Genomic DNA, 25520 nt, shown 5'->3' with positions numbered 1-25520 from the left:
GTACATGCAAAAATTTACATGTACTTTTGATTCTTATCATTATTTCAAAATCTTAAGAGTTCCTTTCGGATGGGTGAACGTACCGTCTGGACCTGCAATATTTGAGTAAATAATATTTTTATTATAATCCTGAATATGGGTTACATTGAAACCAAGATGTGGTTCATGCCAATACACCATAAAAACATTCTTCGCGACTTCTACAGCGGTATACTCTACAGTATCTGTACTGTTTTTTGAACTTCCGGCTGTTCCGGTGAAGGTCATTGTTTTATTATCTTTAAAATCAAGAAGGAATTTTACGGTTCCAAAATCAACTTCAACTTTATGGCCTATGGCCGGGTATGGAGATTTCAGATCCCAATCCATTTCTTTAAGATAAACTTTCACTCCCATTTCCAGTTCTTCTTTTCCTGGAAGATTGGGGTATTTTTTAACCATAAAATCCACAATGGCAGATGAAGTCTTATTTGCTGTAACTGCTTGTTTATAGTTTTCCAGATAGTTTTTTACAAAATCCAGAGATTGTGGAGAGGTAGAAAGTTCTGCAAAATGGGAAGGAATTACCTGCTCCGGTTTCAAAGCTTTCATTGCATCAATCTGCCCAATCCATTGATCAATTGCTTTTGCATTCTGCGTGTCTGCCATCCAAACATGTGAACCTACAGAAACTGAAATCCCGCCTGCAATGGTTTTAATGGAAGGAATCCAGAGAAAACTATGTGCAGGATCTTCAGGGTTCTGTCTGATTTCAATTTTGTTTCCTTCAAGGTCTGGAATTGATGCTGCAGCTTCAGGAACAATAATTTCTGATGGAGCATCTGCTTTCAACTGTGGTTTCCATACTGCGAGTTTATCATCTTTGGAAGCCGATATCAAATAGGCTGTCTGAGCTGTGGAAATAATCTTTGCATTAGGAAATGCTTTTCTGATAACATCCAGTCCAAAATAAAAATCAGGATCACTGTGAGAAATAAAAACTGTTTTCAGGTTTTTTCCTGTTGCTTTTATTTCTTTCACAAGCTGCTCTGCATATTGTTTCTGAAATTGAGCATCCACAAGTATGGCATCTTTATCTCCATAAATAATAGTGGAAGTAATTGGGAAAATAGCTTTGGTTCCCGGATTATACACTTTCACTTTAAGGTTTCCCGCAAATATGCTGATAAATCCCAACAGCATCAATAACGACAATAATTTTCTTTGTATCATTTCTGTCTTTTTTATAATTAGTACGCTGCGGTAAAACGTTCTCTGATATGGTTGTTCTGTTCCAGTTCATCTACCAAAACTACGGCTACATCTTCTACAGACAGACGGCTTCTTCCATTTTCATCAAATACAGGAGTTTCTAATGATGTTCTGTATTTTCCTGTTCTTTCTCCTACATTCGCCTGGTTCATTTCCACTGCAGGGCTGAAGAACGTCCAATCCAGAGTATTGTTTTCTTTGATTTTGTTCAGGTAATCTCTTGCTGCTGTAGCACCTGGTTTGTAAGCATCCGGGAAATCTGGAGTATCTACGATTTGTATATTATCCGGAGTATAAAGGCTTCCTGCTCCTCCTACTACAATAAGTCTTTTTACACCAGACTGTTCTACTGCTTTTTGAATATTCTCAGAACCATTCAAAAAATCGTTGTAAAGATTAGGGTTAGTCCATCCTGCATTGAAGGTACTGATGACAGCATCGCTTCCTTTTAATGCTTCAGCCAATTCATCTACATTGTTTACATCAACGCTTTTTGCCGTTACATTTTCCTGTGATTTCACCTTAGATGAATCTCTTACCAATGCTTCAACAGCATATCCTCTGTTTGCTAATTCTGCTACTACGTGTGCTCCTACAAATCCTGTTGCACCAATTACTGCTACTTTTTTCATAATGTCTTATTTTTAATTAAATTGTAATAAATTTTGTTACATTTAAAGTTAAAAAATTTTTATTCGAACTGATCAGCGAATGTCTGTAATGACTTGTCTCCTAAAAACTTTACTACCAAATGGTCTGTTTCTTCAAATAATGTATTTAAATGAACGTTAATTTCCTTTCCAACACTGCATGCCGGATTAGGATTCTGATTTTTCTTACCTAATACTTCAGTATTTTTTACGGCTTTATAGATCTCAGAAATGGTGATCAACTCCGCATTTTTGCCAAGCTGGCTTCCTCCTTCTTTTCCCTGTCGGCTGACAATCAGACCTGCTTCTCGTAATACGCTGATTTCTTTTCGGATAATCACCGGATTTACATTGATACTACCAGCTATCCACTCGGAAGTAAGCCACTCCTGAGGGCTCTTCGCCAATAAGGTCATAATATGTATTGCCGTAGCAAATCTTGTATTGTTCATTGTAATTACTCTGCAAATATACACATTTTCTAAATGTAACAAAATTTATTACAGTTAATTTTTCTTAAAGAATTAATTTATCCAGATCAAGCAGCAAATAATTGATGTTTTGATTGATTGTACGGGTTGCCGACTGCATTTGATTGAGCATAGCAGCACGGTTATTGAGATCATCTGCTCTGTAAAACCCACCATCACTGAAGATCACAGACTTATCTGCGGCTTCTTTCACATCATCAAACTGATAATGGAGCCATCTCTGTTTCATATTTCCTATGATAGAATATTCTTCTTTATTGGAAAATTTTTTCTCGGTGTACATATACCAGATGAAAGGTGGGAAGTTCGGAGACTCCAGTTTTTCTTTCCAGATATCCCTCAAAAGATTTCTCTGATGGATAAATTCTACTTTTTTTCCTTTGGGATTAAGGGTTGCCAAACCAAACCCTGCTCCCAAAATACCTCCTCCGATACCTATTGCATTATCCCAGCCGTCACTTTTCACAATTCCTCCGGCAATGGATGAAGCCGCTCCGGCTATGATAGAGTATAAAATCAGTTTATTATTTCGTGAAGCATTCAGATTATCCACATAGCTTCCGATCTGAGCTACTCTTTCTCCTTCACAATCAAATTCCGCGGCCACAGCATCAAGTTCTGTTAAAGCAATGGTAATTCTGCTGTTGATTTTGGTTTTAAGCTGCAATATTTTCACTTGTGAAGTGAGGGAAGAATCTTTTTTAAGCTCGATGATTTTGTGAACATCATTAAGATTACCCAGTGCATTTAAAATTAAAATACTCTGATCGTTAAACATTCCGTTAAGATCTTTATTGGCTGCTAAAATAGAATCCGAATTATAAGACGGAAGTTTATTATTGTAATTATATTTAAAGGGAGCTTTACAGTAGCTGTCTTTAAGGGTAAGAATATTCTGCTGGATCGCCTGATTTTTCTTGGAAACACAGGACACCAGTAAGCTTGCCACAGCGAGAAGGTAGAAGAGTTTTTTCATTCAGTCATATTTTTGTGTTACCGGACGTATTATAAAACAATCTTTCCTGTCACCTTTGTTTTACAATTTACTACTACGAATATAGTACAAATAAAAAAATTTACCTGAAATTAGGTAAATTTTTAATCTATTTTTAAGAAGGATTATTTAATATCCAGCAATTCAACTTCAAAAACAAGCGTACTGTTTGGCCCAATTTCTTTGCTGATCTCCTGATCTCCATACGCTAAATGTGGTGGAATGATCAGTCTCCATTTGCTTCCAACAGGCATCAACTGAAGTGCTTCTGTCCAACCTGAAATCACTCTGTTTAAAGGGAAAGATGCAGGTGTACCTCTTTTTACAGAGCTGTCAAATACTTTACCGGAAATAGTGGTTCCGTGGTAGTGGCATTTTACAGTAGACTTAGGTCCAGGTTTCTGACCCTCTCCTTCCGTAATGATTTCATACTGTAAGCCGCTTGGTAACTGCACAACGCTTTCTCTCTTACCATACTCTTCCATATATTCTTTACCATCTTTCAGGTTCTTTTCTGCCAATTCTTTTTTACGTTTAAATAACATATCTGCTACTCCCATATTATAAATTTTTTACAAAGATAAGATTTGTTGATGGAAGTAAGAAGTAAGAATTATTAAGCATTAAAATTCAACAACTTAAACAGGTTATCAATTAAAATAAGACAACCATATTTACATACTTTTCGTGATAACAAGTCTCTTTATCAACAAAATTCAAATAATTGTAATACTTACTTAACACAGATTTCGAAACTTGGCGTTATAATTGAATTTTAAAAACTAAATGCCAAATCCATTAAAATATAATAAGAAGTTTGATGAACTGAATGAAGAGGAAAAAAAGCTTCTGGAAATCAATAAAAAAACAATAGCGGATTTTGTTGAACAATCCTCTTCCATCAGTGACGTCAATTATGCTACCCGAAATGCCCATGCTAAAACGTATGCGGTAGCAAAGGGAACATTCTGGACTGAACCCGACATTCCGGAATCACTGCAGCCTTTTTTTGATAAGGAAAAATTTGATCTGACCATTCGGTTTTCCAATGCTCAGCTGAAAATTAAAAACTCTAAAAAGGATATTCCTGCTTATGGGTTTGCTGTACAGATCAAGGATGAAAATGGTGGATTGCTTGCTAATTATCCATTGGTGAATTTTCCTTTGTTCCCGATTAATTCCGTTTCTACTTTTTTGAAACTGTTTACTGCTGTCAATAAGTTTTACAGTAAGAAATGGAGAAGCCTGTTTTCTATGCTTATTCAGGTTATCAAAATGATTCCTTCTTTAGTAACAGGTGATATGGTTCGTAATATCATCAAGTTGATCGGTAGAAGAAATGATTTTATCCTGTCTTTTGATTATTATTCTGTAGGTGCTTACCGATTGGGAGATCAAATTATTAAAATAAAGCTATGTCCTAAGAATGTGGATAAACATACAGGCAGAAAACAGCAGATTAAAGACTCCCTAAAAAATTATCTGGAGACTCATGATTTTACTGCTGATATACTGATACAGCTATGCTACGATCTTCAGGACCAGCCGGTCAATAAACTGAATGTTGAATGGAAAAATTCTCCTTTCATTAAAATAGGTGAGGTAAAAATAACTAAAGATTCATTGCTGGATTCCCGTAATTGTACGAATGAATTACTTTCATTCAATCCTTTTGAAAGTAAGATCTTTTTTCAGCCCGTAGGAAAAATACAGAAGCTGCGTGATGAAGCTTATAAAGTATCTGTACAGACAAGAAGGAAGATTAATAAACTGCTGCATGGGAAGAACAGTTAGATGAATGATAAATTATGAATTATAATTTATTGACCGGATGTTTCAGTTTTAATAAATCTTAAAACTGACGAGATTATCTCAAAAGTCAAATAATTTGCTTTTGTCATTGACTACGTCGAATCTTGGATTTCTGACGAAGGAAGAATCTCATTGATAAACTGAAACATGAGATTCTTCACTACATTTCATTCCGTTCAGAATGACACTTTTGAGACAGCCTCTTTATTTTATCTGAATTTTCTTTCTTCTTCTTTGATCGCCAGGTCATTAATGCTTGCATATCTTTTAGCCATCAAGCCGTTTTCATCAAATTCCCAGTTCTCATTTCCATACGCTCTGAACCAATTTCCGTCTTTCGTTTGATATTCATATTCAAAGCGAACGGCGATGCGGTTATCAGTATGCGCCCAATATTCTTTCTTAAGCTTATAATGAAGCTCCTTATCCCATTTTTTCTGTAGAAATGCTACAATATCCTCTCTTCCATTCACGAAGGTATTTCTGTTTCTCCATTCGCTGTCAATGGTATATGCTTTGGAAACCTTTTCAGGATCCTGACTGTTCCAGGCATCTTCTGCCAGTTGAATTTTTTCCAGTGCCGTTTCTAATGTGAAAGGCGGAAGCGGATGTTTTTGTTCCATAACTTATTGTATTAAATTGGTGGCTATTTTTTTTGATTTTTCAATTAATTCATTAGATTTGAAAAGCTGGCTTTCTATAATACTGCTTTCAAAAAGCATATAGATGTGGTCAGAAAGAGTATCATCACTCAGTAATTCTAAAAAAAAGTTTCTGAGGTCAGCTTTATGGGATTGAATTGCGCTCAGGATTTTAATATTATCCATTGGTATTTCTGATAAAATATTCAGGAAACTGCACCCACGGAAATTTTCTTTTTTATTCATATATACCAGAAAATCGAAAGCTTTGGTCGTTTTAGATTTCGGGTCTTTTTCCTTTGATAAAAAATTGTTGAATTCGTTGAACCAGTATTCATGTCTTACTTTCAGAAATTCCACACATAGGTCTTCTTTGGATTTAAAATACTGATAAAAGCTTGCTTTGGCTACTTCTGCCTCAGAAATGATCTGGTTGATTCCTGTAGAATTATAACCTTGTTTTGCGAACAACTCAAAGGTGGTTTCTACAATTCTTTCTTTTGGAGATTTCATATTGCTTTTCTTTTCTGGAACAAATGTATGAAAAAAAACAAACAGACAGACCAGTATGTCTGTTTATTTTTTTAAATAATTTATTTTTGAAATGTTGGATAACGCAAAGGCGCGAAGTTTTTATGAAAATAATGTGTTGAGGCGCAAGAATTTTATCTTCGATAAAATTTAATACCGCTAATAATATTGTGCCTTGCTGTAAATCTTATATTGAGCGAAGCAGAGATATTCTTGCGTCTTAAAAGCAGGAATTATAATTATCTCTTTGCGTCTTTGCGCTTCCCAACAAAAACTTTATCAATAAAAAAGCCTCAAGAATTAAATTCCAGAGGCTTTATTTTTATTTTAAATATGATTATTTTTCTTCCAGTTCTTCTTTCTTCTCTTCTTCTTTTTCAGGGAAGATAATGGATAAAAGAACAGAAATCACCAATACTCCTCCAACGATTCCCAAAGAAACCGGAGACGAAATATGAATCCATGGCGCAATAAGCATTTTAACTCCAATAAAGGATAGGATAATCGCCAATCCGTATGGAAGTTTGCTGAACATATGGATAAAGTTCGCCAACAGGAAGTATAATGATCTTAATCCTAAAATCGCGAAGATATTTGAGGTATAAAGGATAAATGGATCATTGGAGATCGCAAAAATAGCCGGAATGGAATCTACCGCAAAAAGAACGTCAGTAAACTCAATAACCCCTACTACCACTAAAAGAGGAGTTGCCATTTTGATCCCGTTTTGAATGGTGAAGAATTTATCTCCATCATAGTTATCCGAAACTTTCCAGAAGCTTTTGATCAGCTTTGCACCTGCGGTATTGCTGTAATCTTCATCGTCATCATCACCGCCATCGCCCCAGGATTTGATCCCGGCATATACCAGAAACAATCCGAATAATGCCATCACAATATTGATCTGTACTGCTTTACCAAAAATATTCATTTCAGGAAGATAAGTCAGATTGATCAATCCTACCCCTGCAAAAATAAATATCGCTCTGAAGATCAGTGCACCAATGATTCCCCAGAAAAGAACCTTGTGATGAAGGTATTTCGGAACCTTGAAGAATCCGAAAACCAGAATAAATACAAATAAGTTATCTACAGACAGGGCTTTTTCAATCCAATAGGCCGCCTGATACTGTGTGAATTTCTCTACTGCCAAAGCATGGCTTTCCGGACTTCCATCGGTATTAAATGCCCAATATACCACCCCTGAAAATATCATGGAAAGTGAGATCCATACAATAGACCAGATGGTAGCTTCTTTGGAAGAGACTTCATGACTTTTTTTATTAAATACCCCTAAGTCCAGGAGCAGCATGATAACAACCGTTACCGCGAATCCCCACACCAGGCCTGGGTGCAGTTCTAAAATACTTTGATGTTCCACTTGCGTTATGTTATTATATGATAAAAGCAATAGATGCACAGAGTACAAATATTGCTATTTTATTTATCTTTTGATTTACAATTGATTATAGGTAATTCATCTGAACCGTCTGAACCGTCTGCTCCAGTTTTTTGTCAGCAGTAGGATCTCCGATCGCATTGAATTTCCACTCTCCGTTTCTCTTATAGAAAACACCCATTACCATGGCAACGTGTCCGCTGAAAGAAGCATCATTTGCAATATCATATTTTGCAAAAACTTCTCTTACATTGGTAGGTGATCCCTCATAAATACGGATAGAAGCAAAAGGAATTGTTCCGAAATCCTGTCCTCTGTAGCTGTTCAATACCATTGCAACATGTTCCACATTAGGTTCCAGTTGGCTGAAATCTACAGTGATTACCTCATTATCCAATCCGTCATCTCCGTCTACGTCACCAGTAAGATCATCTCCACTATGTTTTACGGATCCGTTTCTGGATTTAAGATTCCCAAAATAGATTACTTCTGTAACGTTTTTGTTTGAATCGTATAAAATACAGCTTCCATCTAAGTCTACTGCTTCTTTTTTAGTTCCAAAAAATCCTTTCTTTTCAATTGCTCCCCAGTTGATTCCTACACAAGCCTGTGAAAGTTCAGCACCATTTTCTTTTTTAAGGTTGATTCTCTGACCTTTTTGTAAGTTGATAGCCATATTTCTATGTTTAGTTGTTATTTACTTTTTTAGTACAAAAGCCGATTTGCTTGTTATATTGCAATTCTGCCTTTTAGTTATTATTCAAATTCAAATTAAGCATTGCCCGCAGAATATTTGTTTCTTCGTCAAAATCAAATATTTTGCTCATAATATCTATATTTTCCAGGTTTTTAATATAATCTTTCAAAACACCTTCCACTTCAGCCGGTAAAGCACGCTTTCTTTCGTTCATACTATTCTCCAACTGTTCATTTTTATTTCTCAGCTGATCGATAATGGAACTCTGGTTAGACTGATTTTCTGTCATATCCAGCTTATCCAATTCTTTGTCAAAAAGATACATTTTTTTTTCGTCTACACTGAAAATAAAATAATCATCAGACTGAAAGATTTTGAAAAGTTCATAATCATGGGTTCCGAAAAGGTATCCACATACAAAACGGACTTTAAATCCTTGTATATTGAGCCTTCCCAACAGCTTTCTTTCAATGGAATACTCTTTATACTGATAAGCCGGAAAAGAATCGGATTTCAGCAGTGTTTCATCTGCTTCCGTCCTGTAAAATTCCTGGGCATATTTTTTATGAAAGTACAGTACATTATCCCAATTGGCCGTAAAGCTATCTTCCGTAAGGTCTTTATACAAAGTTTTCAAATGCTGGGAAAATACACCGCTGTACATTTTCCTGTCTGTCTGAAAGCTGTCTACCCGTCTTTCTTCAAAACCTGAAATATATTTACTGTTGATATTAATTTCATTGATGACAGCCAGCATATCATTTTCCTTCTGTCTCTTAATTTTAGTCAGAAGTTCTATGAGACTGTCTGTATACTGCAGGTGGAAAAGTTCCAGTTTATTGTAATCTAAAGCCGTATTTTCCTGGAACAGATTGTGGATAATATCTGTTTTGATGTAAATAGATATTATGTCAATATGTTCAAAAAAATTCGCAAGAAGTTTAAGCTTTGTTAATCTTCTTTTGCTTTGCGACAATATGGTTGCTGCATCATCCCCCACCTTAGTATCCTATAAATTAACCTCTGACATTAGCTTTAAGTTCATGCTCCAATGTCTGAAGATCCTGATCCAGTTTTCTTCTGTTATCGGCTCCCTGTTTCTGGATTTGTTTCACTTCATTCAATGTATTGATAAGCATTGATGTTGTTTCTTTCAATGTTTCTACAGATACAATAGTCTGCTCATTAGCTCTAGCAACATTTATTGAGTTCTGCCCAAGACGCTCTGCATTCTTTCTTAAGATCTCTTCTGTAGTGGAAGATACTTTTTGTTGGATTTCAATATTCTGCTGTTGTCTGTACATCGCTACAGCAAGCGAAAGCTGGTTTTTCCATACCGGAAGTGTGGTGGTAAGAATAGTCTGTGCTTTTTCAGCAATAGAAACGTTGTTATTCTGTACCAGCCTGATCTGTGGAAGTGACTGCATCATAATCACACGCACCACTTTAAGATCAGCCATTCTTCTGTCTAATCTAGCAATGAAATCTCTTTTATCAGCAATCTGATAATCCTGAAAATCCTGAGGGCTCGTCTCCATTTGAGCAAGCTCCACTGCAGCTCTTTCCATTCTTATATTTCCTGCAATCACAAGACCTTCAATCTGCTTGATAGAGTTCACATTACTTTCAAAAATAGTCTGCAGTACCGCATTATCTTTTGTAGAAGTGATGATTCCTGCATTTACTTTGTAAGAGATCTGCTCAATATTATTGATGATCTTATCGTATTTTGTAAACAAGTTTTCCACCTGAGTGATCACCTTCTTCATGAATGGCAATTTACTTAGGAAGCTTTTTACTTTATTGCTGTTAAGTTCTTCTACATCTACATAGTTAAGCTCTACCAAAAGATCATTGATAAGCCCTCCTACTTCTCCGGAGTTTGATCTTCTTACATTTCCTAAGAAACTGTCACTCTGGTTGGTTAATGTTTTCTGAAGTTCCGCTCCAAAATTTACAATTGAACCCGGGTTAGCTTCATCAATAGAGTTCGCAAGAACTTCATATTTCTGACGTTCTTCTGACTGCAGCTGAGTCAGATTTACATTTCCTTCTCTGTCCACAAGAACTGCCGGCGCTGCATTTTGTACAGGCTGAGCCGGAGTTGGAGGAACCATTGGAGTAGGTTCAAAGGTTTTAAGAGGTTCTATTGATCCTAGTGGATCTATGGGTTGATTTTCCTGATTGTCCATGATTACTTTTGATAAATTGATACAAATTTGTCAAGGCCGTCTCTCTGCCCTGCTCCTACAGCTTCAAATTTCCACTCTCCGTTTCTGTTGTAGATTCTTCCGAATTCTACGGCGGTTTCGATGGAGAAATCTTCGTCTAATTCATATTTTAAGATTTCTTCATTCGTATCTGTATTGAAAATTCTGATGAAAGAATTTCTTACCTGTCCAAAGTTTTGTTTTCTTGACTCTGCTTCGTGAATAGTTACTACTACAGTAATTTCTTTGATTGCATCATCAATTTTTGTTAGATCAATTTTGATCTGCTCATCGTCACCAGATCCTTCACCTGTAAGGTTATCTCCTGTATGAATCACAGATTTGTCCGGAGACTCAAGGTTGTTATAGAAAATAAAGTGATTATCTGAAACTAATTTTTTGTCGTCTCCAAGCAAAAATAAAGATGCATCAAGGTCAAATCCTGTTCCTGTAGAAGTATTATTGATATCCCATCCTAAACCTACAGTAAATTTAGGTGCGTTAATGTTTTCTCTTTGTCCTTTTTGTAAGTTAATAGCCATAATATAATTCCGTTTGTGTTAAAGTATTGATGTTATTTTCGTATTCTTTTATTAAATGATAATTGTTGCTGATGGCCAGCTCCAAAAGCAGATCCATCTGTTCTCTTTTTACTTTAGACGTAAGATAATCAAAATTACTTGATTCCAGGCCTAAAATATATTTTACAATCCTTGTATTGAACTCAAAACTCTCTTTATTCATCACTTCTGCAACATGTTTTACATTTTTTACGGCATAGTAATTGAAAAAGTTTTCAATCTTAGGATCAAGTTCAAAATTCATCAACTCTGCGTAATACAGGAACATAAAGTCTGCCTCTACGCTGTATTCATTCAGAATTCTGTTGACTGTATATTCATGACTTCCCGTGATTTTTATATCGTCTATAAAAATACAAAGTTTTCCTCTCAAAAAATCCTTATCGATATAATAAGTATCATTTGCGATCAGATTTTTGCGGTCTTCAAAATTAAGGTTCCCATAATCTGTAATATAGGTATGGTTACGATTGATTTTAGATAAAATACTTGACTTTTTTCCTTTTTTAAACAGATAAAAATCCAGATGCTTCTTAAAGAAAAAGCATAAAAAATTGGAGGCCGTAGGAATTGCCATATATGGGCTTGGAAGTACTACAATCTCTTTGTCACTATCTAAAAGTGCTTCATTTCCGGAAATAAATCCTTCGAATAATTCTCTCGCAAATTTTTCAGCATACGACTTATCGCCATACTTGAAATAGCTGTATTCTGCAGGTGAGAATGTAAACTCATCTGCGGAATGAATGTGGTGTAAGCTGTATCTTGTATTCATGTTTATTTTTAGTGTTTAAGTAAATGGGCACTGAAACCAAAGGCTTTGGCTCCCTGATAGTCTGCCACCGGATTGTCCCCGATATGCAGGATCTGATGCAGTGGTAAATCCTGATCTTTGATCTTATTCTTCACTTCCTGAAAAATAAGCGGGTTCGGTTTGGAACAGTTAATTTCATCAGAATAAATATGAAAATCTATGTACTGATCCAGGTTTTCATGAATCAGAAATTTTCTCATTGTTTTTCCTTTGATAAATCCTGTATTGCTCAGAATATTGATTGTTTTGCCTTGATTTTTGATATTCTCAAAAAAATCATGAATATTTTCAAAAATCACCACAGGTCCGTATTCCAGAAACAGGTTTTCACTCTTTGTGTAAAACTCATTGAGTTTTTCTTTACTCAAATCTTTTATATCCACGTTCAGAGAACCAAGAATCATCAGATAAATCTCAAAAGTATCTATATTTCCCCCTGTTACTTCATTAATGGTATTGCAAAGATCATCATAATATTTTACGATTTTCGCAACCTCCTCTATAGGTTTATCTACGTTAAAAAATGAGGAGAACAGCTCAACTCTTTTTGCTTTAAATTCAGGATGAGATTTGATTAAGGTAAGCCACAGGTCAAAGGAAAAATGACAGTGGTTATGAATGTCGATATCTGTTTTCAATAGTTTTAAGTTAAAAGTTTTATCTAGCTTTCTTGAAAAAGATTTAATTATTTTTAATCATCAACAAGTGTTTACAATACTATTCTTCCCAAAGATAAAATTTTTATCATAAATGCATTACGTTCATTATCTGTTTTAAGATATTTTTATGACAATCCACGAGTTTGACGGATTCACAGAAGATGATTTATCAAGCGTTTAAAAAAAATATTTTCAAAAAATTCTTTGGAAATCAAAAAAAAAATTATAATTTCGCAACCGATTAACAATCAACAATGTCAACAAAAATGATAAATATTATAACTTTAATCAACCCTGTCAGAGCTGTGTTCTTTGGCAGCACTGAATATTTATCTGAATAGTTCTATAGATCTTTTATACCCAAAAATATATTGAAGACCTATCTATTCGGATAGGTCTTTTTTGCTGCCCTAATTTCAGACTTTAACAATTCAAACAACTTCTGTTATTTGTTAAGATCTCTGAAAATTTCCCTTTGATACGAAATACAAAAAATGTTTTGCCGGCTTTATAAGACCGGAGAGTATTTTGTGCTCATTTTTTTCAGAACCTTTCTAAATACAGATCTAAAAATCAACAATTTAAACAAAACAAAATGAAATACGACACACGAAATATAGGGATCATAGCACATGTAGATGCAGGAAAAACAACTTTATCCGAAAGACTTTTGTATTACACAGGACTCATTCATAAAATCGGGAATGTAGATGATGGAAATACCACCATGGACAAAGACATCCAGGAAAGAAACAGAGGGATTACTATTTCTTCAGCCGCAGTTTCAACGCAATGGAAAAAAGATCATACCGTTTATAATATCAACATTATTGATACTCCGGGACACATTGATTTTGCAGTGGAAGTAGAACGTTCTCTAAGAGTTCTGGACAGTGTAGTCGCAGTTTTCTGTGCTTCTTCAGGGGTTCAGCCACAGACTGAAAATGTTTGGTTCCAAGCCGAAAAACATGGCACTTCCAAAATTTGTTTCATCAATAAAATGGACAGAATTGGGGCAGACTTCTTTGCTGTTCTTCATGAGATAAAAACCAAACTGAATGCTGTTCCTCTTGCTCTTCAGATTCCAATTGGAGCTGAAGTACATTTTGAAGGCGTTATTGATCTTGTACAGATGAAAGCATTATACTGGGAAGATGAAAACGGAGAAACCATTATTGAAAAGGAAATTCCTTTGGTATCACGTACTGAAGCTGATGAATACAGAATAAAATTACTGGAAACTCTTGCAGAATATGATGAGACATTCTTTGAGATTTTTATGGATACTGAACAAACAGTCACCGTTGAAATGATTACAGAAGCTATACAAAGAGTCTGCAGATCCGGATCAGCTGTTCCCGTTCTTTGTGGCTCTGCGTTTAAAAACAAAGGGATACAGCCTCTTCTTGATGCCGTAGTAAAGTATCTTCCAGCTCCAGATCAGCTTGCTGACCTGCAGGGAAGAGATCCTCAAACAGAAGAAATGGTAACGCTGGAAAGAACTGAAGCTGCTGATTTTTCAGGACTTGTTTTCAAAGTCGTGATTGATAAGCATATGGGAAGGCTGGCCATGCTCCGTATGTATTCCGGAATGATAAAACCCGGAGATACTATACTGAATGTAAGAACAGGTGAAAGCTACAGAATTTCGAGAATTTTACAGATGCAGTCAGATAAAACTTTATCATTGGAGGAAGCTAAAGCGGGAGATATTGTTGCTTTAACAGGAATAAAAGATGCCAAAACCGGAGATTCTTTGTCTTCTGTAGACAAGCCGATATTACTGGAATCAATTACGATCCCGACTCCTGTTATCAGGGTGGCTATTGAACCGAAAACCAATGGTGATGAGAAGTCTTTCGGTTTGGTACTGGCAAAAATCCAGGAAGAAGATCCTTCTTTGGTAGTTGAAAGAGATCAACAGACCGGAGAAACATTATTGAGTGGACTGGGAGAGCTTCATCTTGAGGTTACTTTGGAGAAAATCCGTCTGAATCATGGTATTGAAGTCAATCAGGGAAAACCTAAAGTTTCTTATCGTGAGATCTTAACGGGAACCAAAATCCATAGAGAAAAGCTTTCGAAACAAAACGGAGGAAGCGGTCAGTTCGCTGATATCACTTTTGAAATTGGACCAGGAAATGATAATGAACATGGATTCGAGTTTATCAATACAATCAAAGGAGGAGTTATTCCAACTGAATTTATTCCTTCTGTTGAAAAAGGGTTCAGAGAAGCTATGGAATACGGCCCATTAAAAGGATATCCTCTGGAAAACATGAAGATTACCCTGTTAGATGGCTCATTCCACGCTCAGGATTCTGCGGCTTTTGATTTTGAAATTGCTGCAAGAGAAGGCTTCAAAGCGGCTGCCAAAGATTGCAGTCCTAAACTTATGGAACCTATCATGCAGGTTGAGATTCAAAGCATCGAAGAATATACGGGAGCTGTCACTGCGGATATCAACAGAAGAAGAGGAATCATCACTTCTATTGATGAAAGATCAGGAAGAAAGATTTTTGCAGCGGAAGTTCCGTTAGCTTCAACTTTCGGGTATATTTCTGATCTGAGAACGCTGACAAGTGGACGCGCTTCCATCAGCATGAAATTGTCGCACTATGCTTTAGTGCCTGATTTTATTGCGAATACATTAATCACCTAAACAAGCAGGGACTGTAGATTTTTCTTACAGTCCTTGTTTGGTTATGGAATGTTTGGTGAATGGTCAATCGTCAATCCGCTGCGCTTGTCAATTTTTTCTATACTGCAAAAATTCACTTATTAACTTCTTCCTATTTTTCCGGCATCACTTTATAGGTCGGATCTTCTTCAATATTAATTTCAACTACCGCTTCGGCATTTTTCAATATTCTCCTGCAGTCTTCGCTGAGATGTCGTAAGTGTATTATTTTATTTTGTTCTTTATAACGTTTAGATAATTTGCCCAGTGCTTCTATCGCACTCATATCTACAATACGGCTTTCTTTAAAATCAACAACCACTTGTTCAGGATCATTCATAGGATCAAATTTATCTGTAAATGCCGTTACAGAACCGAAAAACAAAGGTCCATATATTTCGTAATGCTTCACTCCGTTTTCATCAACATGCTTTTTTGCTCTGATTCTTTTGGCATTATCCCATGCAAAAACCAATGCTGAGATGATAACCCCAACCAAAACCGCCAGCGCCAGGTTATGCAGAATCACGGTAATCAATGCTACAGTAACTCCAACAAAGATATCCGACTTCGGCATTTTATTAACAATCCTGATAGATACCCACTGGAACGTACTAATGGCAACCATCATCATGACTCCTACTAAAGCAGCCATAGGAATTTTTTCTATCACAGGTGCTCCACACAGAATAATTATTAAAATCAACAAGGAAGCAATAATTCCGGATAGTCTTGCTCTGGAACCTGCATTAAGATTCACCAATGTCTGTGCTACCATTGCACAGCCACCCATTCCGCCAAAGAAACCGTTGGTAATATTGGCTAATCCCTGAGCTACAGATTCTTTGTTTGTGTTTCCTTTACTATTGGTGATTTCATCCACCATGGATAATGTCAGAAGAGATTCGATAAGACCTACTCCTGCCATAATTAAAGCATAGGGAAAAATAATTTGTAAAGTTTCCAGGGAAAAAGGAATCTGTGGAATGTGAAAACTTGGAAGAGTTCCACTGATATGGGCAATATCCGCTACTGTTTTGGTTGGAATATTAAATCCAAGAACTATAGCAAAGACAATAATTATCGCTACGAGTGAGGCAGGAACTGCTTTCGTTATTTTGGGAAAAAAGTAGACTACGGCAATCGTCAAGGCAGTTAAGCCAGCCATTATGTATAAAGGCATTCCCTGCAGCCAGTTTACAGCCCCGTTGCTGTCCGTAATCTTAAATTGCTCTACCTGCGCCATAAAAATAATAATGGCCAAACCGTTTAAAAATCCGTACATAACCGGCTGCGGAATCAATCTTACAAATTTTCCCAGTTTAAAAATACCCACCAGCATTTGAAGTATTCCGGCCAGTACAACGGCAGCAAAAAGATATTCAATCCCATGAGACTGTATCAGCGCGATCAATACAACGATGGTTGCGCCCGCTCCACCAGAAACCATTCCCGGACGTCCTCCCAACACCGCAGTTACAAGACCCATCATAAAAGCAGCATAAAGTCCTGTAAGCGGGGACAAACCGGCAAGAATAGCAAATGAAAGTGATTCAGGAATCATGGTCATCGCTACAGTAAAACCAGCCAGCAGTTCATTTTTGTAATTTATTTTCTTCGAAAAGTCGAATAAGCTTATAGTATTTTTCATTGATTTTGCAAAGGTATGTACTGTCCGGATGGTATACAATTTTTTCTTTTTATCATTTTTTCATGATGAAGCCCATCACTTTTAAACAATTCACAAATCAATTTTTATAATATGTTAATTTTAATTAAAATAAGCAGATAAAGTATGATTTTTACATTTCTATCTCTTTTTACTTCTTATTTTTGTTTACATTTGAAAGCGAATAAGCAATTATTTGGTACTAATTAAAAATTCAACGCGTAAAAAGCTGTTTATCAATCTATCTACAGCTTCAACTCATAGAATTGCATAAAAACCTTAATAGGTATATATTATTTTACACAAATGGCAGGAAGAGAAGTTTGAAAGAGAAGAAGAAGAAACCCATTGAAATAAAGAATATATCCCAAGTACATTAAGGTGACTCCTACCCACCTGTTTTTAAGTTATTTGGCAGTTACAGATCCGTTTTTTAAGATTCATCATCTTATTAAACGCAATTAAACATTTTTATATCATAATTTCTATTTTTTATCAATTTCAAACTGAAGTGAATTATTTCCCACCACAAGAGATAATATATGTATTCTATTTCCGTTTTTTTGATATATAAGTTTAAACAAAAGAATAATATTCAACAAAAATGTTATATAAAGAAATCCATATTGGAAAGTTTATTAAGGAAAGGGTAGATGAAAATGAAATAACAATAGAAAGGATATGCAAATTTTTAGGCAAAGACGAGGAAACAGTCGAAGTGATGTATGACAGCAAATCGATGGATACAGATCTTCTTCTAAGATGGAGCAAATTATTGGAATATGATTTTTTCAGACTTTACAGCTCACATTTGATTTTATATGCACCTCCTTCTGCCATCAACAAAAACCAGCAGAAATCCGAAAAAACACCATATTTCAGGAAAAATATTTACACCCAGGAAATCAAAGATTTTATTATGAAAAGAATTCTTTCCGGTGAAATGACCCAAAGTGAAGTCATCAAAGAATATTCTATTCCCAAAAGCACCCTTCACAGGTGGCTTCAGAAGAGCGATAATGTAAACGGATAAACAGATAAGACATGCGCCCCAATTACAAAAAAATTTATCAGGATATGCTAAAGATGGAATATCCGGAAAAGCTAAAAGATCCGAAAATCAAAGAACTTCTTGAAAAACTTAACACCAGCGAGGATGTACTGAAGTTCAATGAAAAACTGTTCAAACAGTCCAGAGAAAATCAAAAACTCAAAACATATGACAGGCAGACTATGCTAAAATTGCTTCAGTATCAGAAGAAGCACGGTCATTCCACAAGCTATATGTCCAGAAAATATAAAATAAGCAGAACTACTCTTTCAAAATGGAAACTCATGTTTGAAGAAGATCTTGATACAATGAAAAGTGCCGGTAAATAATCTACCAGCATTTTTTAAAGGTAATGATAAGGAAAAAACAGGGCTGTACGTTTGCCGGAGTCGAACCGGATAACCTTGCCGGAGTGACCGACTTCGCTATTCCTCCCTTAATTGTGTTACGATGAATTTTTTCCTAACGACACTTCATCATAGTACTATAAAGAATCTGGAAGTGGGAAGAAGAAAGGGATTAAAGTCTGAAAATCTATCTGACTTTATAGAAAATTATATACAAAGATATCTTTCAACATCCCACTTCCGGCTTCTGATTTTATGAAAACAAGGCTAAAATCGAATAATGCAGTCGTGCTCTAACCAACTGAGCTACTCTTCCTATATACATCGTGTTTTTTTTGCTGTGGAAGAGACGGGACTCGAACCCGTGACCCCGTCGTGATGAGCTAAGTAACATTTTTCTACGGCACTTGTTTGTTTTATTTTTCTTCTTCAGCAATATATGTTTTGACAATAGGATGAACTCTGGCATTTTCCGGGTGATAACTTAAACCGAAACTACTCCATCCGGAAGACCAGTAAAGAATCATTTCTTTCAGATAAGGAATGTCTTTAGTTTCATCATATTTATAGTTTTCATTAAATATTTGCTGTACTTCATCAATAAGTTCAGGGTAGAACATTTGATCTTCTTCATCAAAAACATCAATGTGAATATCAAGATAACCTCTTAGCTCATTTAATAAATAAGTTCTGAAATCCCATTCCATAATGACAATATCTGAACCTCTTATAGAAAGCACAGGTCTCCAAACAAGATCTACATCACTTATTATATAACGAGTTCCCATGAGTGGTAAAAGTGTTGGAACATGTGAAAACCATTCATCAAAAATTTCTTTTCTCTTTTCCAAGGATGCAGGCTTTATTCCCCATGATTTCAACCAAACTTTATTAACTGAATCAATATCATCCAACATCCAATCATATGGTGTATTCAATATTTTTTTTATTTCCTCTTCATTTTCAAACCAATTATAAAAGAAAGTACATTCTTCTGTAATCAGTTCTCCTTCATCTTCATATTCCACAATTTCTTTTTTGTCGATGGCATGAAGAATTTTTAGAAATTCTCTATGTTCAGAAGTAAAACTGACCTGATATTTTTTCTCAATCTGATTAATCTGTTCTTCAGAAAGACTTTGCCATCTGGCTCCGTAAAATCCTTTGGGACAATTTTCATCATCTATCGACCATAGTTTTTCTGTACGGTCTTTGACCCAGTATAAAAACTCAGTAAGATTAACTGGTATATTCATTGTTATTAATTTAAAAATAAAAAGAGGCAAGATTCGAAAAGACTTATACAAGATCACTTCCATGACCTTCTGGAGTCGAACCAAATTAACCGAAGTAGGCCTTTTCTACGGCACTCTTTTATACAATCAAGGTAAAATTCTCAGAATCTTCCGTGCATTTGCTCTACCAGCTGAGCTACTTCTCCTTTACGAGGGAAAAGGCAGGATTCGAACCTGCGACCCAATGATCAATTCTCGAAGTATGATTCCAAAACGACACTTGATTTTTAGTTTTTTGTTTACTCATGTATCTACAGTACTCCTTTATAGTATCAGGGTAAAAGTGGCGGAATCTTTCTGTGCCATCTGCTCCACCTACTGAGCTACATCCCGTTTACAACAAGAATGACAGGAATTGAACCTGTGACCTGATGGGTGAATCGAAGTATGACTCCAAAACGACACCTGATATAATTCAGCAAGGTAATTGAATCAAACAGAGACTAATACGGGGTGTTGCCATTTCTACTATCTGCTGCTGCAGAACAGGATTCGAACCTGTATTACCGTCCCTAAAGAAGTAACTCTGTTTTACGACACTTGCTTTTTATGGTTATCCATGATTATTAGTTTTATCTTTTGCAAATTTATATCGCTGGTACGCATTCTATTTACGCAGTTGTTTTTTTATTAAAAACCAAGTAACAATGTATAAGAGTTTTTGATTCTAGTCAAATTAAAAGTTTGATGATGGAACTCTTATGAACGACATTGGTTATAGCTACCGGGCAATCTGTCGAAAGACTCTATTTTTGGAATCGAAGGATGTCTTTCTAACGGCACCAGTAATATTAACACTGCAAAATTACATTGCATGTACGCAATCTTTTTACGCAGCTTATTTTTTATTTAAATTTTGTTCGTTTTGCCTTGAAGCAAAAGAACCAAAAGTTCAAGACTTGGAAATTCCGGCTAAAAATAATCTACACTCTCTAAAAATTCTAAAACTTGCGCGAATGTACTATTACTTCTTCGTTTCAATTTCTGTGTCGCGCTTCAAACAATAGAATTTTCTTAACGTTCGCATAGTTTATTTTCTTAACGCCTCCATTTCCTATGTCACTCTTTAATTCCAGCCAATTGTTTTGAAATTTTCTCTGGATATTTACAATTCAGCGTTTTTAGAACAGATACTATTCTGTTTTTTAAATTGATCTGTTGCATGATTACTTTTTCTAACTCAGCTTTGAGTTCGGATTCTTCTACTTCTGCAACAATTTTTATATTTTCAACATCTTCAATATTGGATTCTGTATATTCTGAGAAGCAGATTTTCCCATTTTCCCTTTTGTAAAATACCCATGGATGTCCTATCCAAAGGTCTTTCCATTCCGAAGATGGTGTATTAAAAATATTTTTCCAATCTTCAATATTGCTTATATCACCACAACAGTTAGGTTGTATCAATATTTTATCTTCTATTTTTAATACAATTCCTCCGTCAAAAGCCATGACATACCTATCTTCTTCAGATTCGTCTGGTCCTGTGTCTTCCATTTTGGTTTCTACAATCATCTTCAGATTTTCGTCATCTATTGTTTCGATATCTGTCAAATAAGATCCTTTCTCAATGGCCTCAAAATTAAAATTCAGTTGAGAAACGGCCTCTTCCCATTTTGCAAACCATTCTTCGTGGTCTGGATAATCGGAAATTTCCGGTAACTCAAATTCTTCTTTGGAATATCGTAACGGACTAATTTCAATAGTATTAATAAGTTTCATAATATTCTCGTTTAATTTTCTAGCCCCGATTGCAACGGCATCCTTTTTCTGAATGGCTTGAAAAAAGCTTTGGCGAAAAAGATATAGTGGAAAGCGGGATTAAGCTCCTCAATATATTGATTGTTTTAATAGTTATTCATTCTATTTTTAAAAGCAGTGCCTTTTACAGCACTACTTTCTGAATCATTTCTACGGCTGATTTTTTGTCTTCTAATGCATTTAGCACTTCGAAAATTTTATCTGACCAACCGGCTATAAGATGTACATCATTCTTTCTGATATCAAGCGGCTGTGTACCATAACCTGCCAGGTCAAAGATATACAGCTTTGCATGGGGAGCAATCATTTTGTATCTGTTCCACAGGTCTTCAAAAGAGTTTCTGTTTCCAGTGCTGTTCCACATCTGAGTATCGGTGAATAACATTACTTTGTTCACTTTTTCACTTCTTTTGATCAGATCCTCAATGACCAGATAACCATTAGTAGAATATCCTACTTCACCTTCTCGTTTGTAGAAGGCATCCACATTCCTTAAAATACCATTTTTAGGCATTGGAACCCTCAACCAACGGTCACCGAAGATACCTGTCACCACATTTTTACATTGTGACTGAAGGATCATCGACATCAGCAAGCCGATATCATACAGCAAGATTTTACTTTTATTTGAAACTGCTTTCTGCATTGAACCCGATACATCCGCAGCGATTACCACCGAAGTATCAAAACCAAAGCCCTTGATATTTCTAGCACTCACCACTACAGCATCTTCTAATGCTTCCAACACAGAGGACAAATAAGGAGAATCTATAGTTTTCAATTCTCTATACGCCGCCAGGAATCGGAATGGGAGCTGCTTTGAGTTGGATACCGCTCTTTCATCAGAAAGATATCTGCAGACTTTATTCATTGCATCAGATGACACTCCGGCTTCCAGGATATTCCTCAGGTTTCTCATAGTTGCCATATAACCCAATTTGTTGCTGAAGATCAGTTCTTCCCATTTGTTTTTGAAGGCTAATTTTCTTTCTGCATCATTTGCAAATTTCGTCTGACCTAAAACGGAAAGTTCTACTTCCCATGTATAAGGGGTTTCCAATGTGTTATTGGCAATTTTATTGAAAACAGCTTGTTGATTTTCATCTTTAGCTTTCGGGTGAACCAGGAATAGAGCATCTTTCAGGGTTACTTCTGCCTTTCTGTTGTATTTTGCAAACTGGTATTCATCAAACTTGTTGAAGGACTTTACCAAACCTTTTTGAATCTGCTTTGACAGTTTATTCAGTTTTTTAGTATCTGTTCTTTTATTCGCAAGTTGGTAGTACGCCAGTAATTCTGTGATTTCATCAGCTCTCTGAACGACACCTTCCACCGTTTTGCTTACCAGATCAGTACCGGAAGTCTGTTTTGCCAATTCAGTTGTCAACACCAATGGAATGGAACGCAGGTACATATCTTTTCTTGCATACACCGCCAATTTTGCCACAAACTCAGGGTCATTTTTTTTGATCAGAGACTGAATTCTTTCCAATCTGTCATTTCCTTTTTCATAGTTGGCATCTGACAGTCCTGTTGTAACAACAGCACTATACAATTCTTCTGCAGGTGTCATCGCATAAGCTTTTGCACCTTCGTAGTTCAGTACTACTTTAGTTTCTTTTTTTAAAAAATTAAATTTCATGGTTACTGTTTTTTTGTTAAACATGGGAAGGATTGATACTTCCTCTCTGATTTCTGATGCAAAGTAAAAACAGTATTACGCAACCTTTTTGCGTAGAAAATTTTTCTTAGAATTTTTCTTATTTTTTATTGCGAATGGATTTATTTAAAATGGACCTCAGAGATTACACAGTTTTTAAGGTTTGCCTAAAGCCGTATGAATGGAGTATTGTATAAGGCGGGCTAAAGCCTATCCCTATTGAATTAATATTGAAAACAATTATTGATATTTGATAACAATCTGATTCATCATTTATAATTCCTCATTATAAAATCCTTCTATCATTCATTTCAATTAAAGAAATCACCTATTCTAAGTTTTTCGGAAAGGGTTTTCTAGCTTTGTTTCGTCATTAAAATTAAGCTATGATTAAAGGAATATATGAGACTCATGTTCAGGTGAGCAATCTGGAAAATGCAATACAGTTTTATACGGAAGTGTTGGGATTAAAACTGGCTCACAGAGATGAAACCAGACCTATTGCTTTTTTATGGGTTGGAGAAGGAAAAGAATTTATGTTAGGATTATGGGAGCAGAAGGAGAATCTCCAAACCAGACATTTTGCTTTTTCCAGCAGTAAAGAAGATATTTTAGATTACTCAGTGGAGTTTTTAGAAAATAAAGATTTAAAACCTTACAATTTCCTAAAAAATGGAAGTGTTGAACCAATGGTATTTGCGTGGATGCCTGCACTGGCCATTTATTTTAATGATCCGGATGGAAATCAGCTTGAATTTATCTCTATTCTTGAAGGAGAAAGCAAACCGGAATTAGGTGTTCTTAGCTATGAGGAATGGATGAAGCAGGTGAAAAATTAATAAAAACATCTGTTAGATACTGATATAACGCAGAGGTGCAAGAAAATCAAAGATTTACGGGGATCAAAATTGAATTCTTATTAAACAAAATTTTTGCGCCCCTGCGGCAGTTAACAAAATAATAATATCAGGTAGTAGAAGTTTTTAACTGTTTACCAGTTTTTTAACTGCCAACACGTGTTTACAGGGACCTCTTTCGCCCTGATATTTACTGAACCATTCGCAGGTACAGCGTTCTTTTTCTTCTTCAATGATTACCGTATGATGCACACCGGTTCCTTCTACTCTGGCTTCTGTTCTTTCCTTATTGTTGTTTAAAATTTCTACTTTTCCCGCTTCTATCAGCTTTTCAGCATTTTTTATACGGGGATTGAGCCCGATAATACGGCTTAATTTAAAAGGAAGTCTGCGATAGAAAAATTCATGATCATCAAGGTCGTAGCCTAATAATCCCATTGCGGCAAGCCTTCCTGCAGCATTATGAGTTTTGCTGAAACTCAGATTCTCTTCCAGAGCAAGCATGGTTGGATTAAAGGATTGATTAGCATAGGCATATTTATCCAAAGTGTCAATCCACTCATCTGAAACTTCGGAAACCAAACTATCCAGTAGAGCTCCTTCTCCAGAAAAACCTCTCCAGCATTCTCTTGATAAAGAAAAGCTGAATTTAATATTCCCCATATAAAGCTGCCAGGTGGTAGACTGCATATTAGCATGCGGAAAAACCTGCATAGAATCAATATACGGAAGCAAAGGTTCCAACAGACGAAGCCTGTGAAGCCCTCCTATACAAACAGCATCTGCAGATGCTACCGGAGAAAAGATAGGTTTATTCCCTCTCACAATAAGGTAATAATCAGACTTTACTACTCCTTTCGGCATTCCACGAAATAATTGTTGTGTCTGAATTCTATTAAAAGTATAGCGTTTTTCAGATTCTGATAAATAAACCTGAACTGTTCCCAGACCTTTGATCCATTTTACAGGCAGAGGCACTTTTCTTTCTATTATTTTTTTTTCTTCCTGATAGAGCCCAACTTCTTTTTCACCTACGGAAAGCATAATTTTTTCATTGGGACGGATGCTTCCCAGGGCGGTGATCATAGGCTGATTAAAATCTACATTCGTAGTTCCGCTTTCCAGAAACTCTCCTTCCAGGCCGTCAGGCAGTACTTCTACTCTAGCATAGACTCCGGCACAGTGAGAAAAACCCTCAAAGCGTAATCTTTGATTTCCGGCTGTTACAATCGGATCTTTAAGAAGTGCCATCTGAAACGGAGACAGGTTAAAGCTGGATTTCACAATATTGGAAAGTGTAATCAGGCAGCGCGCTAAAATAAAAGGCTGCCTGACATTTCCCCAGAAAAAACATGGAGCATCTGTATTTTTTTGTATCTCACTGTATTTGGCAAGAAACAGCTCTTCAAGCGCATTTCTCCTTACTAAAGAGGATACTCCTGAATAGTTGTAAATAAGCGTATCCCCCAT

24 protein-coding genes are annotated in these 25520 nt (G+C 35.9%); 5 read left to right on the top strand and 19 right to left on the bottom strand.

Annotation, left to right across the window (positions count from 1 at the left end):
* Window positions 1–39: 39 nt before the first annotated feature.
* From GFU89_RS19250 to GFU89_RS19230, 5 genes are all read right to left on the bottom strand, one after another.
* Window positions 40–1212, bottom strand: coding sequence for an MBL fold metallo-hydrolase (locus GFU89_RS19250; protein ID WP_318848662.1), 1173 nt, complete (start codon window positions 1210–1212; stop codon window positions 40–42).
* Window positions 1213–1229: 17 nt separating this feature from the next.
* Window positions 1230–1883 carry an NAD(P)-dependent oxidoreductase gene (locus tag GFU89_RS19245; RefSeq protein ID WP_318848661.1) on the bottom strand — a complete coding sequence of 218 codons (654 nt, stop codon included), beginning with the start codon at window positions 1881–1883 and terminating at the stop codon, window positions 1230–1232.
* A 59-nt stretch (window positions 1884–1942) separates the two neighbouring features.
* Window positions 1943–2353: an Rrf2 family transcriptional regulator gene (locus GFU89_RS19240; RefSeq protein ID WP_318848660.1), complete on the bottom strand. Its 411-nt coding sequence runs from the start codon at window positions 2351–2353 to the stop codon at window positions 1943–1945.
* Window positions 2354–2417: 64 nt separating this feature from the next.
* Window positions 2418–3368 (bottom strand): hypothetical protein, encoded by a 951-nt coding sequence (locus GFU89_RS19235; RefSeq protein ID WP_318848659.1) that lies wholly within the window; start codon window positions 3366–3368, stop codon window positions 2418–2420.
* Window positions 3369–3511: 143 nt separating this feature from the next.
* A complete protein-coding gene (locus GFU89_RS19230; protein WP_318848658.1) occupies window positions 3512–3946 on the bottom strand; it encodes an FKBP-type peptidyl-prolyl cis-trans isomerase in 435 nt (144 codons plus the stop codon).
* 226 nt (window positions 3947–4172) lie between these two features.
* Here GFU89_RS19230 and GFU89_RS19225 point away from each other — a divergent pair, with 226 nt between their 5' ends.
* The gene (locus GFU89_RS19225; RefSeq protein WP_318848657.1) at window positions 4173–5180 is read left to right on the top strand and encodes a catalase; all 1008 of its coding nucleotides are present in this window, start codon (window positions 4173–4175) and stop codon (window positions 5178–5180) included.
* A 227-nt stretch (window positions 5181–5407) separates the two neighbouring features.
* On the opposite strand, the gene GFU89_RS19220 is transcribed toward GFU89_RS19225, so the two are convergent.
* The 9 genes from GFU89_RS19220 to GFU89_RS19180 all read right to left on the bottom strand — a co-directional run bounded on the left by GFU89_RS19220 (window position 5408) and on the right by GFU89_RS19180 (window position 12709).
* On the bottom strand, window positions 5408–5821 hold the full coding sequence (locus GFU89_RS19220) for a nuclear transport factor 2 family protein (RefSeq protein ID WP_318848656.1): 414 nt from the start codon (window positions 5819–5821) through the stop codon (window positions 5408–5410).
* 3 nt (window positions 5822–5824) lie between these two features.
* Window positions 5825–6352 carry a TetR/AcrR family transcriptional regulator gene (locus GFU89_RS19215; protein WP_318848655.1) on the bottom strand — a complete coding sequence of 176 codons (528 nt, stop codon included), beginning with the start codon at window positions 6350–6352 and terminating at the stop codon, window positions 5825–5827.
* Between the two features lie 355 nt (window positions 6353–6707).
* Window positions 6708–7751, bottom strand: coding sequence for a TerC/Alx family metal homeostasis membrane protein (locus tag GFU89_RS19210; protein ID WP_318848654.1), 1044 nt, complete (start codon window positions 7749–7751; stop codon window positions 6708–6710).
* Window positions 7752–7836: 85 nt separating this feature from the next.
* Complete coding sequence (locus GFU89_RS19205; RefSeq protein WP_318848653.1) at window positions 7837–8445, bottom strand: TerD family protein; 609 nt, start codon at window positions 8443–8445, stop codon at window positions 7837–7839.
* Between the two features lie 73 nt (window positions 8446–8518).
* On the bottom strand, window positions 8519–9466 hold the full coding sequence (locus GFU89_RS19200) for a hypothetical protein (RefSeq protein ID WP_318848652.1): 948 nt from the start codon (window positions 9464–9466) through the stop codon (window positions 8519–8521).
* A gap of 16 nt (window positions 9467–9482) precedes the next feature.
* The gene (locus GFU89_RS19195; protein WP_318848651.1) at window positions 9483–10658 is read right to left on the bottom strand and encodes a toxic anion resistance protein; all 1176 of its coding nucleotides are present in this window, start codon (window positions 10656–10658) and stop codon (window positions 9483–9485) included.
* Between the two features lie 2 nt (window positions 10659–10660).
* On the bottom strand, window positions 10661–11218 hold the full coding sequence (locus tag GFU89_RS19190) for a TerD family protein (protein ID WP_047382292.1): 558 nt from the start codon (window positions 11216–11218) through the stop codon (window positions 10661–10663).
* Complete coding sequence (locus GFU89_RS19185) at window positions 11208–12032, bottom strand: phosphoribosyltransferase family protein (protein WP_318848650.1); 825 nt, start codon at window positions 12030–12032, stop codon at window positions 11208–11210. Before GFU89_RS19185 ends, GFU89_RS19190 begins: the two co-directional genes overlap by 11 nt.
* Before the next feature lie 8 nt (window positions 12033–12040).
* A complete protein-coding gene (locus GFU89_RS19180; RefSeq protein ID WP_318848649.1) occupies window positions 12041–12709 on the bottom strand; it encodes an HAD family hydrolase in 669 nt (222 codons plus the stop codon).
* Between the two features lie 616 nt (window positions 12710–13325).
* Between GFU89_RS19180 and fusA the strand changes: the two genes are divergently transcribed.
* Window positions 13326–15392 (top strand): elongation factor G, encoded by a 2067-nt coding sequence (gene fusA, locus GFU89_RS19175; RefSeq protein ID WP_318848648.1) that lies wholly within the window; start codon window positions 13326–13328, stop codon window positions 15390–15392.
* 130 nt (window positions 15393–15522) lie between these two features.
* On the opposite strand, the gene GFU89_RS19170 is transcribed toward fusA, so the two are convergent.
* Complete coding sequence (locus GFU89_RS19170) at window positions 15523–17061, bottom strand: SulP family inorganic anion transporter (RefSeq protein ID WP_318848647.1); 1539 nt, start codon at window positions 17059–17061, stop codon at window positions 15523–15525.
* A 622-nt stretch (window positions 17062–17683) separates the two neighbouring features.
* Here GFU89_RS19170 and GFU89_RS19165 point away from each other — a divergent pair.
* Together GFU89_RS19165 and GFU89_RS19160 are read left to right on the top strand one after the other, a co-directional pair.
* Complete coding sequence (locus GFU89_RS19165) at window positions 17684–18112, top strand: transposase (RefSeq protein ID WP_318848646.1); 429 nt, start codon at window positions 17684–17686, stop codon at window positions 18110–18112.
* Between the two features lie 44 nt (window positions 18113–18156).
* The gene (locus GFU89_RS19160) at window positions 18157–18459 is read left to right on the top strand and encodes a helix-turn-helix domain-containing protein (protein WP_318848645.1); all 303 of its coding nucleotides are present in this window, start codon (window positions 18157–18159) and stop codon (window positions 18457–18459) included.
* 434 nt (window positions 18460–18893) lie between these two features.
* Here the strand turns inward: GFU89_RS19160 and GFU89_RS19155 are convergent, their stop codons facing one another.
* The 3 genes from GFU89_RS19155 to GFU89_RS19145 all read right to left on the bottom strand — a co-directional run bounded on the left by GFU89_RS19155 (window position 18894) and on the right by GFU89_RS19145 (window position 23175).
* The gene (locus GFU89_RS19155; protein ID WP_318848644.1) at window positions 18894–19733 is read right to left on the bottom strand and encodes a hypothetical protein; all 840 of its coding nucleotides are present in this window, start codon (window positions 19731–19733) and stop codon (window positions 18894–18896) included.
* A 1098-nt stretch (window positions 19734–20831) separates the two neighbouring features.
* Window positions 20832–21494, bottom strand: a complete 663-nt coding sequence (locus tag GFU89_RS19150; RefSeq protein ID WP_318848643.1) for a hypothetical protein — start codon at window positions 21492–21494, stop codon at window positions 20832–20834.
* A gap of 163 nt (window positions 21495–21657) precedes the next feature.
* On the bottom strand, window positions 21658–23175 hold the full coding sequence (locus tag GFU89_RS19145; RefSeq protein WP_318848642.1) for a TROVE domain-containing protein: 1518 nt from the start codon (window positions 23173–23175) through the stop codon (window positions 21658–21660).
* Between the two features lie 404 nt (window positions 23176–23579).
* Here GFU89_RS19145 and GFU89_RS19140 point away from each other — a divergent pair, with 404 nt between their 5' ends.
* Window positions 23580–24032, top strand: a complete 453-nt coding sequence (locus tag GFU89_RS19140) for a VOC family protein (RefSeq protein ID WP_318848641.1) — start codon at window positions 23580–23582, stop codon at window positions 24030–24032.
* Window positions 24033–24176: 144 nt separating this feature from the next.
* Here the strand turns inward: GFU89_RS19140 and GFU89_RS19135 are convergent, their stop codons facing one another.
* A complete protein-coding gene (locus tag GFU89_RS19135) occupies window positions 24177–25520 on the bottom strand; it encodes an SWIM zinc finger family protein (RefSeq protein WP_318848640.1) in 1344 nt (447 codons plus the stop codon).

This window comes from Chryseobacterium sp. JV558, assembly GCF_033712365.1.
Lineage (GTDB): Bacteria > Bacteroidota > Bacteroidia > Flavobacteriales > Weeksellaceae > Chryseobacterium.
Note: the sequence above shows the minus strand (reverse complement) of the source record. Positions and strands in the feature narration are given on the sequence as shown.

What these genes read in the sequence shown, in the direction of transcription:
- GFU89_RS19250 (WP_318848662.1), bottom strand. Translation starts at nt 1,212, where the DNA reads ATGATACAAAGAAAATTATTGTCGTTATTGATGCTGTTGGGATTTATC.
- GFU89_RS19245 (WP_318848661.1), bottom strand. Translation starts at nt 1,883, where the DNA reads ATGAAAAAAGTAGCAGTAATTGGTGCAACAGGATTTGTAGGAGCACAC.
- GFU89_RS19240 (WP_318848660.1), bottom strand. Translation starts at nt 2,353, where the DNA reads ATGAACAATACAAGATTTGCTACGGCAATACATATTATGACCTTATTG.
- GFU89_RS19235 (WP_318848659.1), bottom strand. Translation starts at nt 3,368, where the DNA reads ATGAAAAAACTCTTCTACCTTCTCGCTGTGGCAAGCTTACTGGTGTCC.
- GFU89_RS19230 (WP_318848658.1), bottom strand. Translation starts at nt 3,946, where the DNA reads ATGGGAGTAGCAGATATGTTATTTAAACGTAAAAAAGAATTGGCAGAA.
- GFU89_RS19225 (WP_318848657.1), top strand. Translation starts at nt 4,173, where the DNA reads ATGCCAAATCCATTAAAATATAATAAGAAGTTTGATGAACTGAATGAA.
- GFU89_RS19220 (WP_318848656.1), bottom strand. Translation starts at nt 5,821, where the DNA reads ATGGAACAAAAACATCCGCTTCCGCCTTTCACATTAGAAACGGCACTG.
- GFU89_RS19215 (WP_318848655.1), bottom strand. Translation starts at nt 6,352, where the DNA reads ATGAAATCTCCAAAAGAAAGAATTGTAGAAACCACCTTTGAGTTGTTC.
- GFU89_RS19205 (WP_318848653.1), bottom strand. Translation starts at nt 8,445, where the DNA reads ATGGCTATCAACTTACAAAAAGGTCAGAGAATCAACCTTAAAAAAGAA.
- GFU89_RS19195 (WP_318848651.1), bottom strand. Translation starts at nt 10,658, where the DNA reads ATGGACAATCAGGAAAATCAACCCATAGATCCACTAGGATCAATAGAA.
- GFU89_RS19190 (WP_047382292.1), bottom strand. Translation starts at nt 11,218, where the DNA reads ATGGCTATTAACTTACAAAAAGGACAAAGAGAAAACATTAACGCACCT.
- GFU89_RS19185 (WP_318848650.1), bottom strand. Translation starts at nt 12,032, where the DNA reads ATGAATACAAGATACAGCTTACACCACATTCATTCCGCAGATGAGTTT.
- fusA (WP_318848648.1), top strand. Translation starts at nt 13,326, where the DNA reads ATGAAATACGACACACGAAATATAGGGATCATAGCACATGTAGATGCA.
- GFU89_RS19170 (WP_318848647.1), bottom strand. Translation starts at nt 17,061, where the DNA reads ATGAAAAATACTATAAGCTTATTCGACTTTTCGAAGAAAATAAATTAC.
- GFU89_RS19165 (WP_318848646.1), top strand. Translation starts at nt 17,684, where the DNA reads ATGTTATATAAAGAAATCCATATTGGAAAGTTTATTAAGGAAAGGGTA.
- GFU89_RS19160 (WP_318848645.1), top strand. Translation starts at nt 18,157, where the DNA reads ATGCTAAAGATGGAATATCCGGAAAAGCTAAAAGATCCGAAAATCAAA.
- GFU89_RS19155 (WP_318848644.1), bottom strand. Translation starts at nt 19,733, where the DNA reads ATGAATATACCAGTTAATCTTACTGAGTTTTTATACTGGGTCAAAGAC.
- GFU89_RS19150 (WP_318848643.1), bottom strand. Translation starts at nt 21,494, where the DNA reads ATGAAACTTATTAATACTATTGAAATTAGTCCGTTACGATATTCCAAA.
- GFU89_RS19145 (WP_318848642.1), bottom strand. Translation starts at nt 23,175, where the DNA reads ATGAAATTTAATTTTTTAAAAAAAGAAACTAAAGTAGTACTGAACTAC.
- GFU89_RS19140 (WP_318848641.1), top strand. Translation starts at nt 23,580, where the DNA reads ATGATTAAAGGAATATATGAGACTCATGTTCAGGTGAGCAATCTGGAA.
- GFU89_RS19135 (WP_318848640.1), bottom strand. Translation starts at nt 25,520, where the DNA reads ATGGGGGATACGCTTATTTACAACTATTCAGGAGTATCCTCTTTAGTA.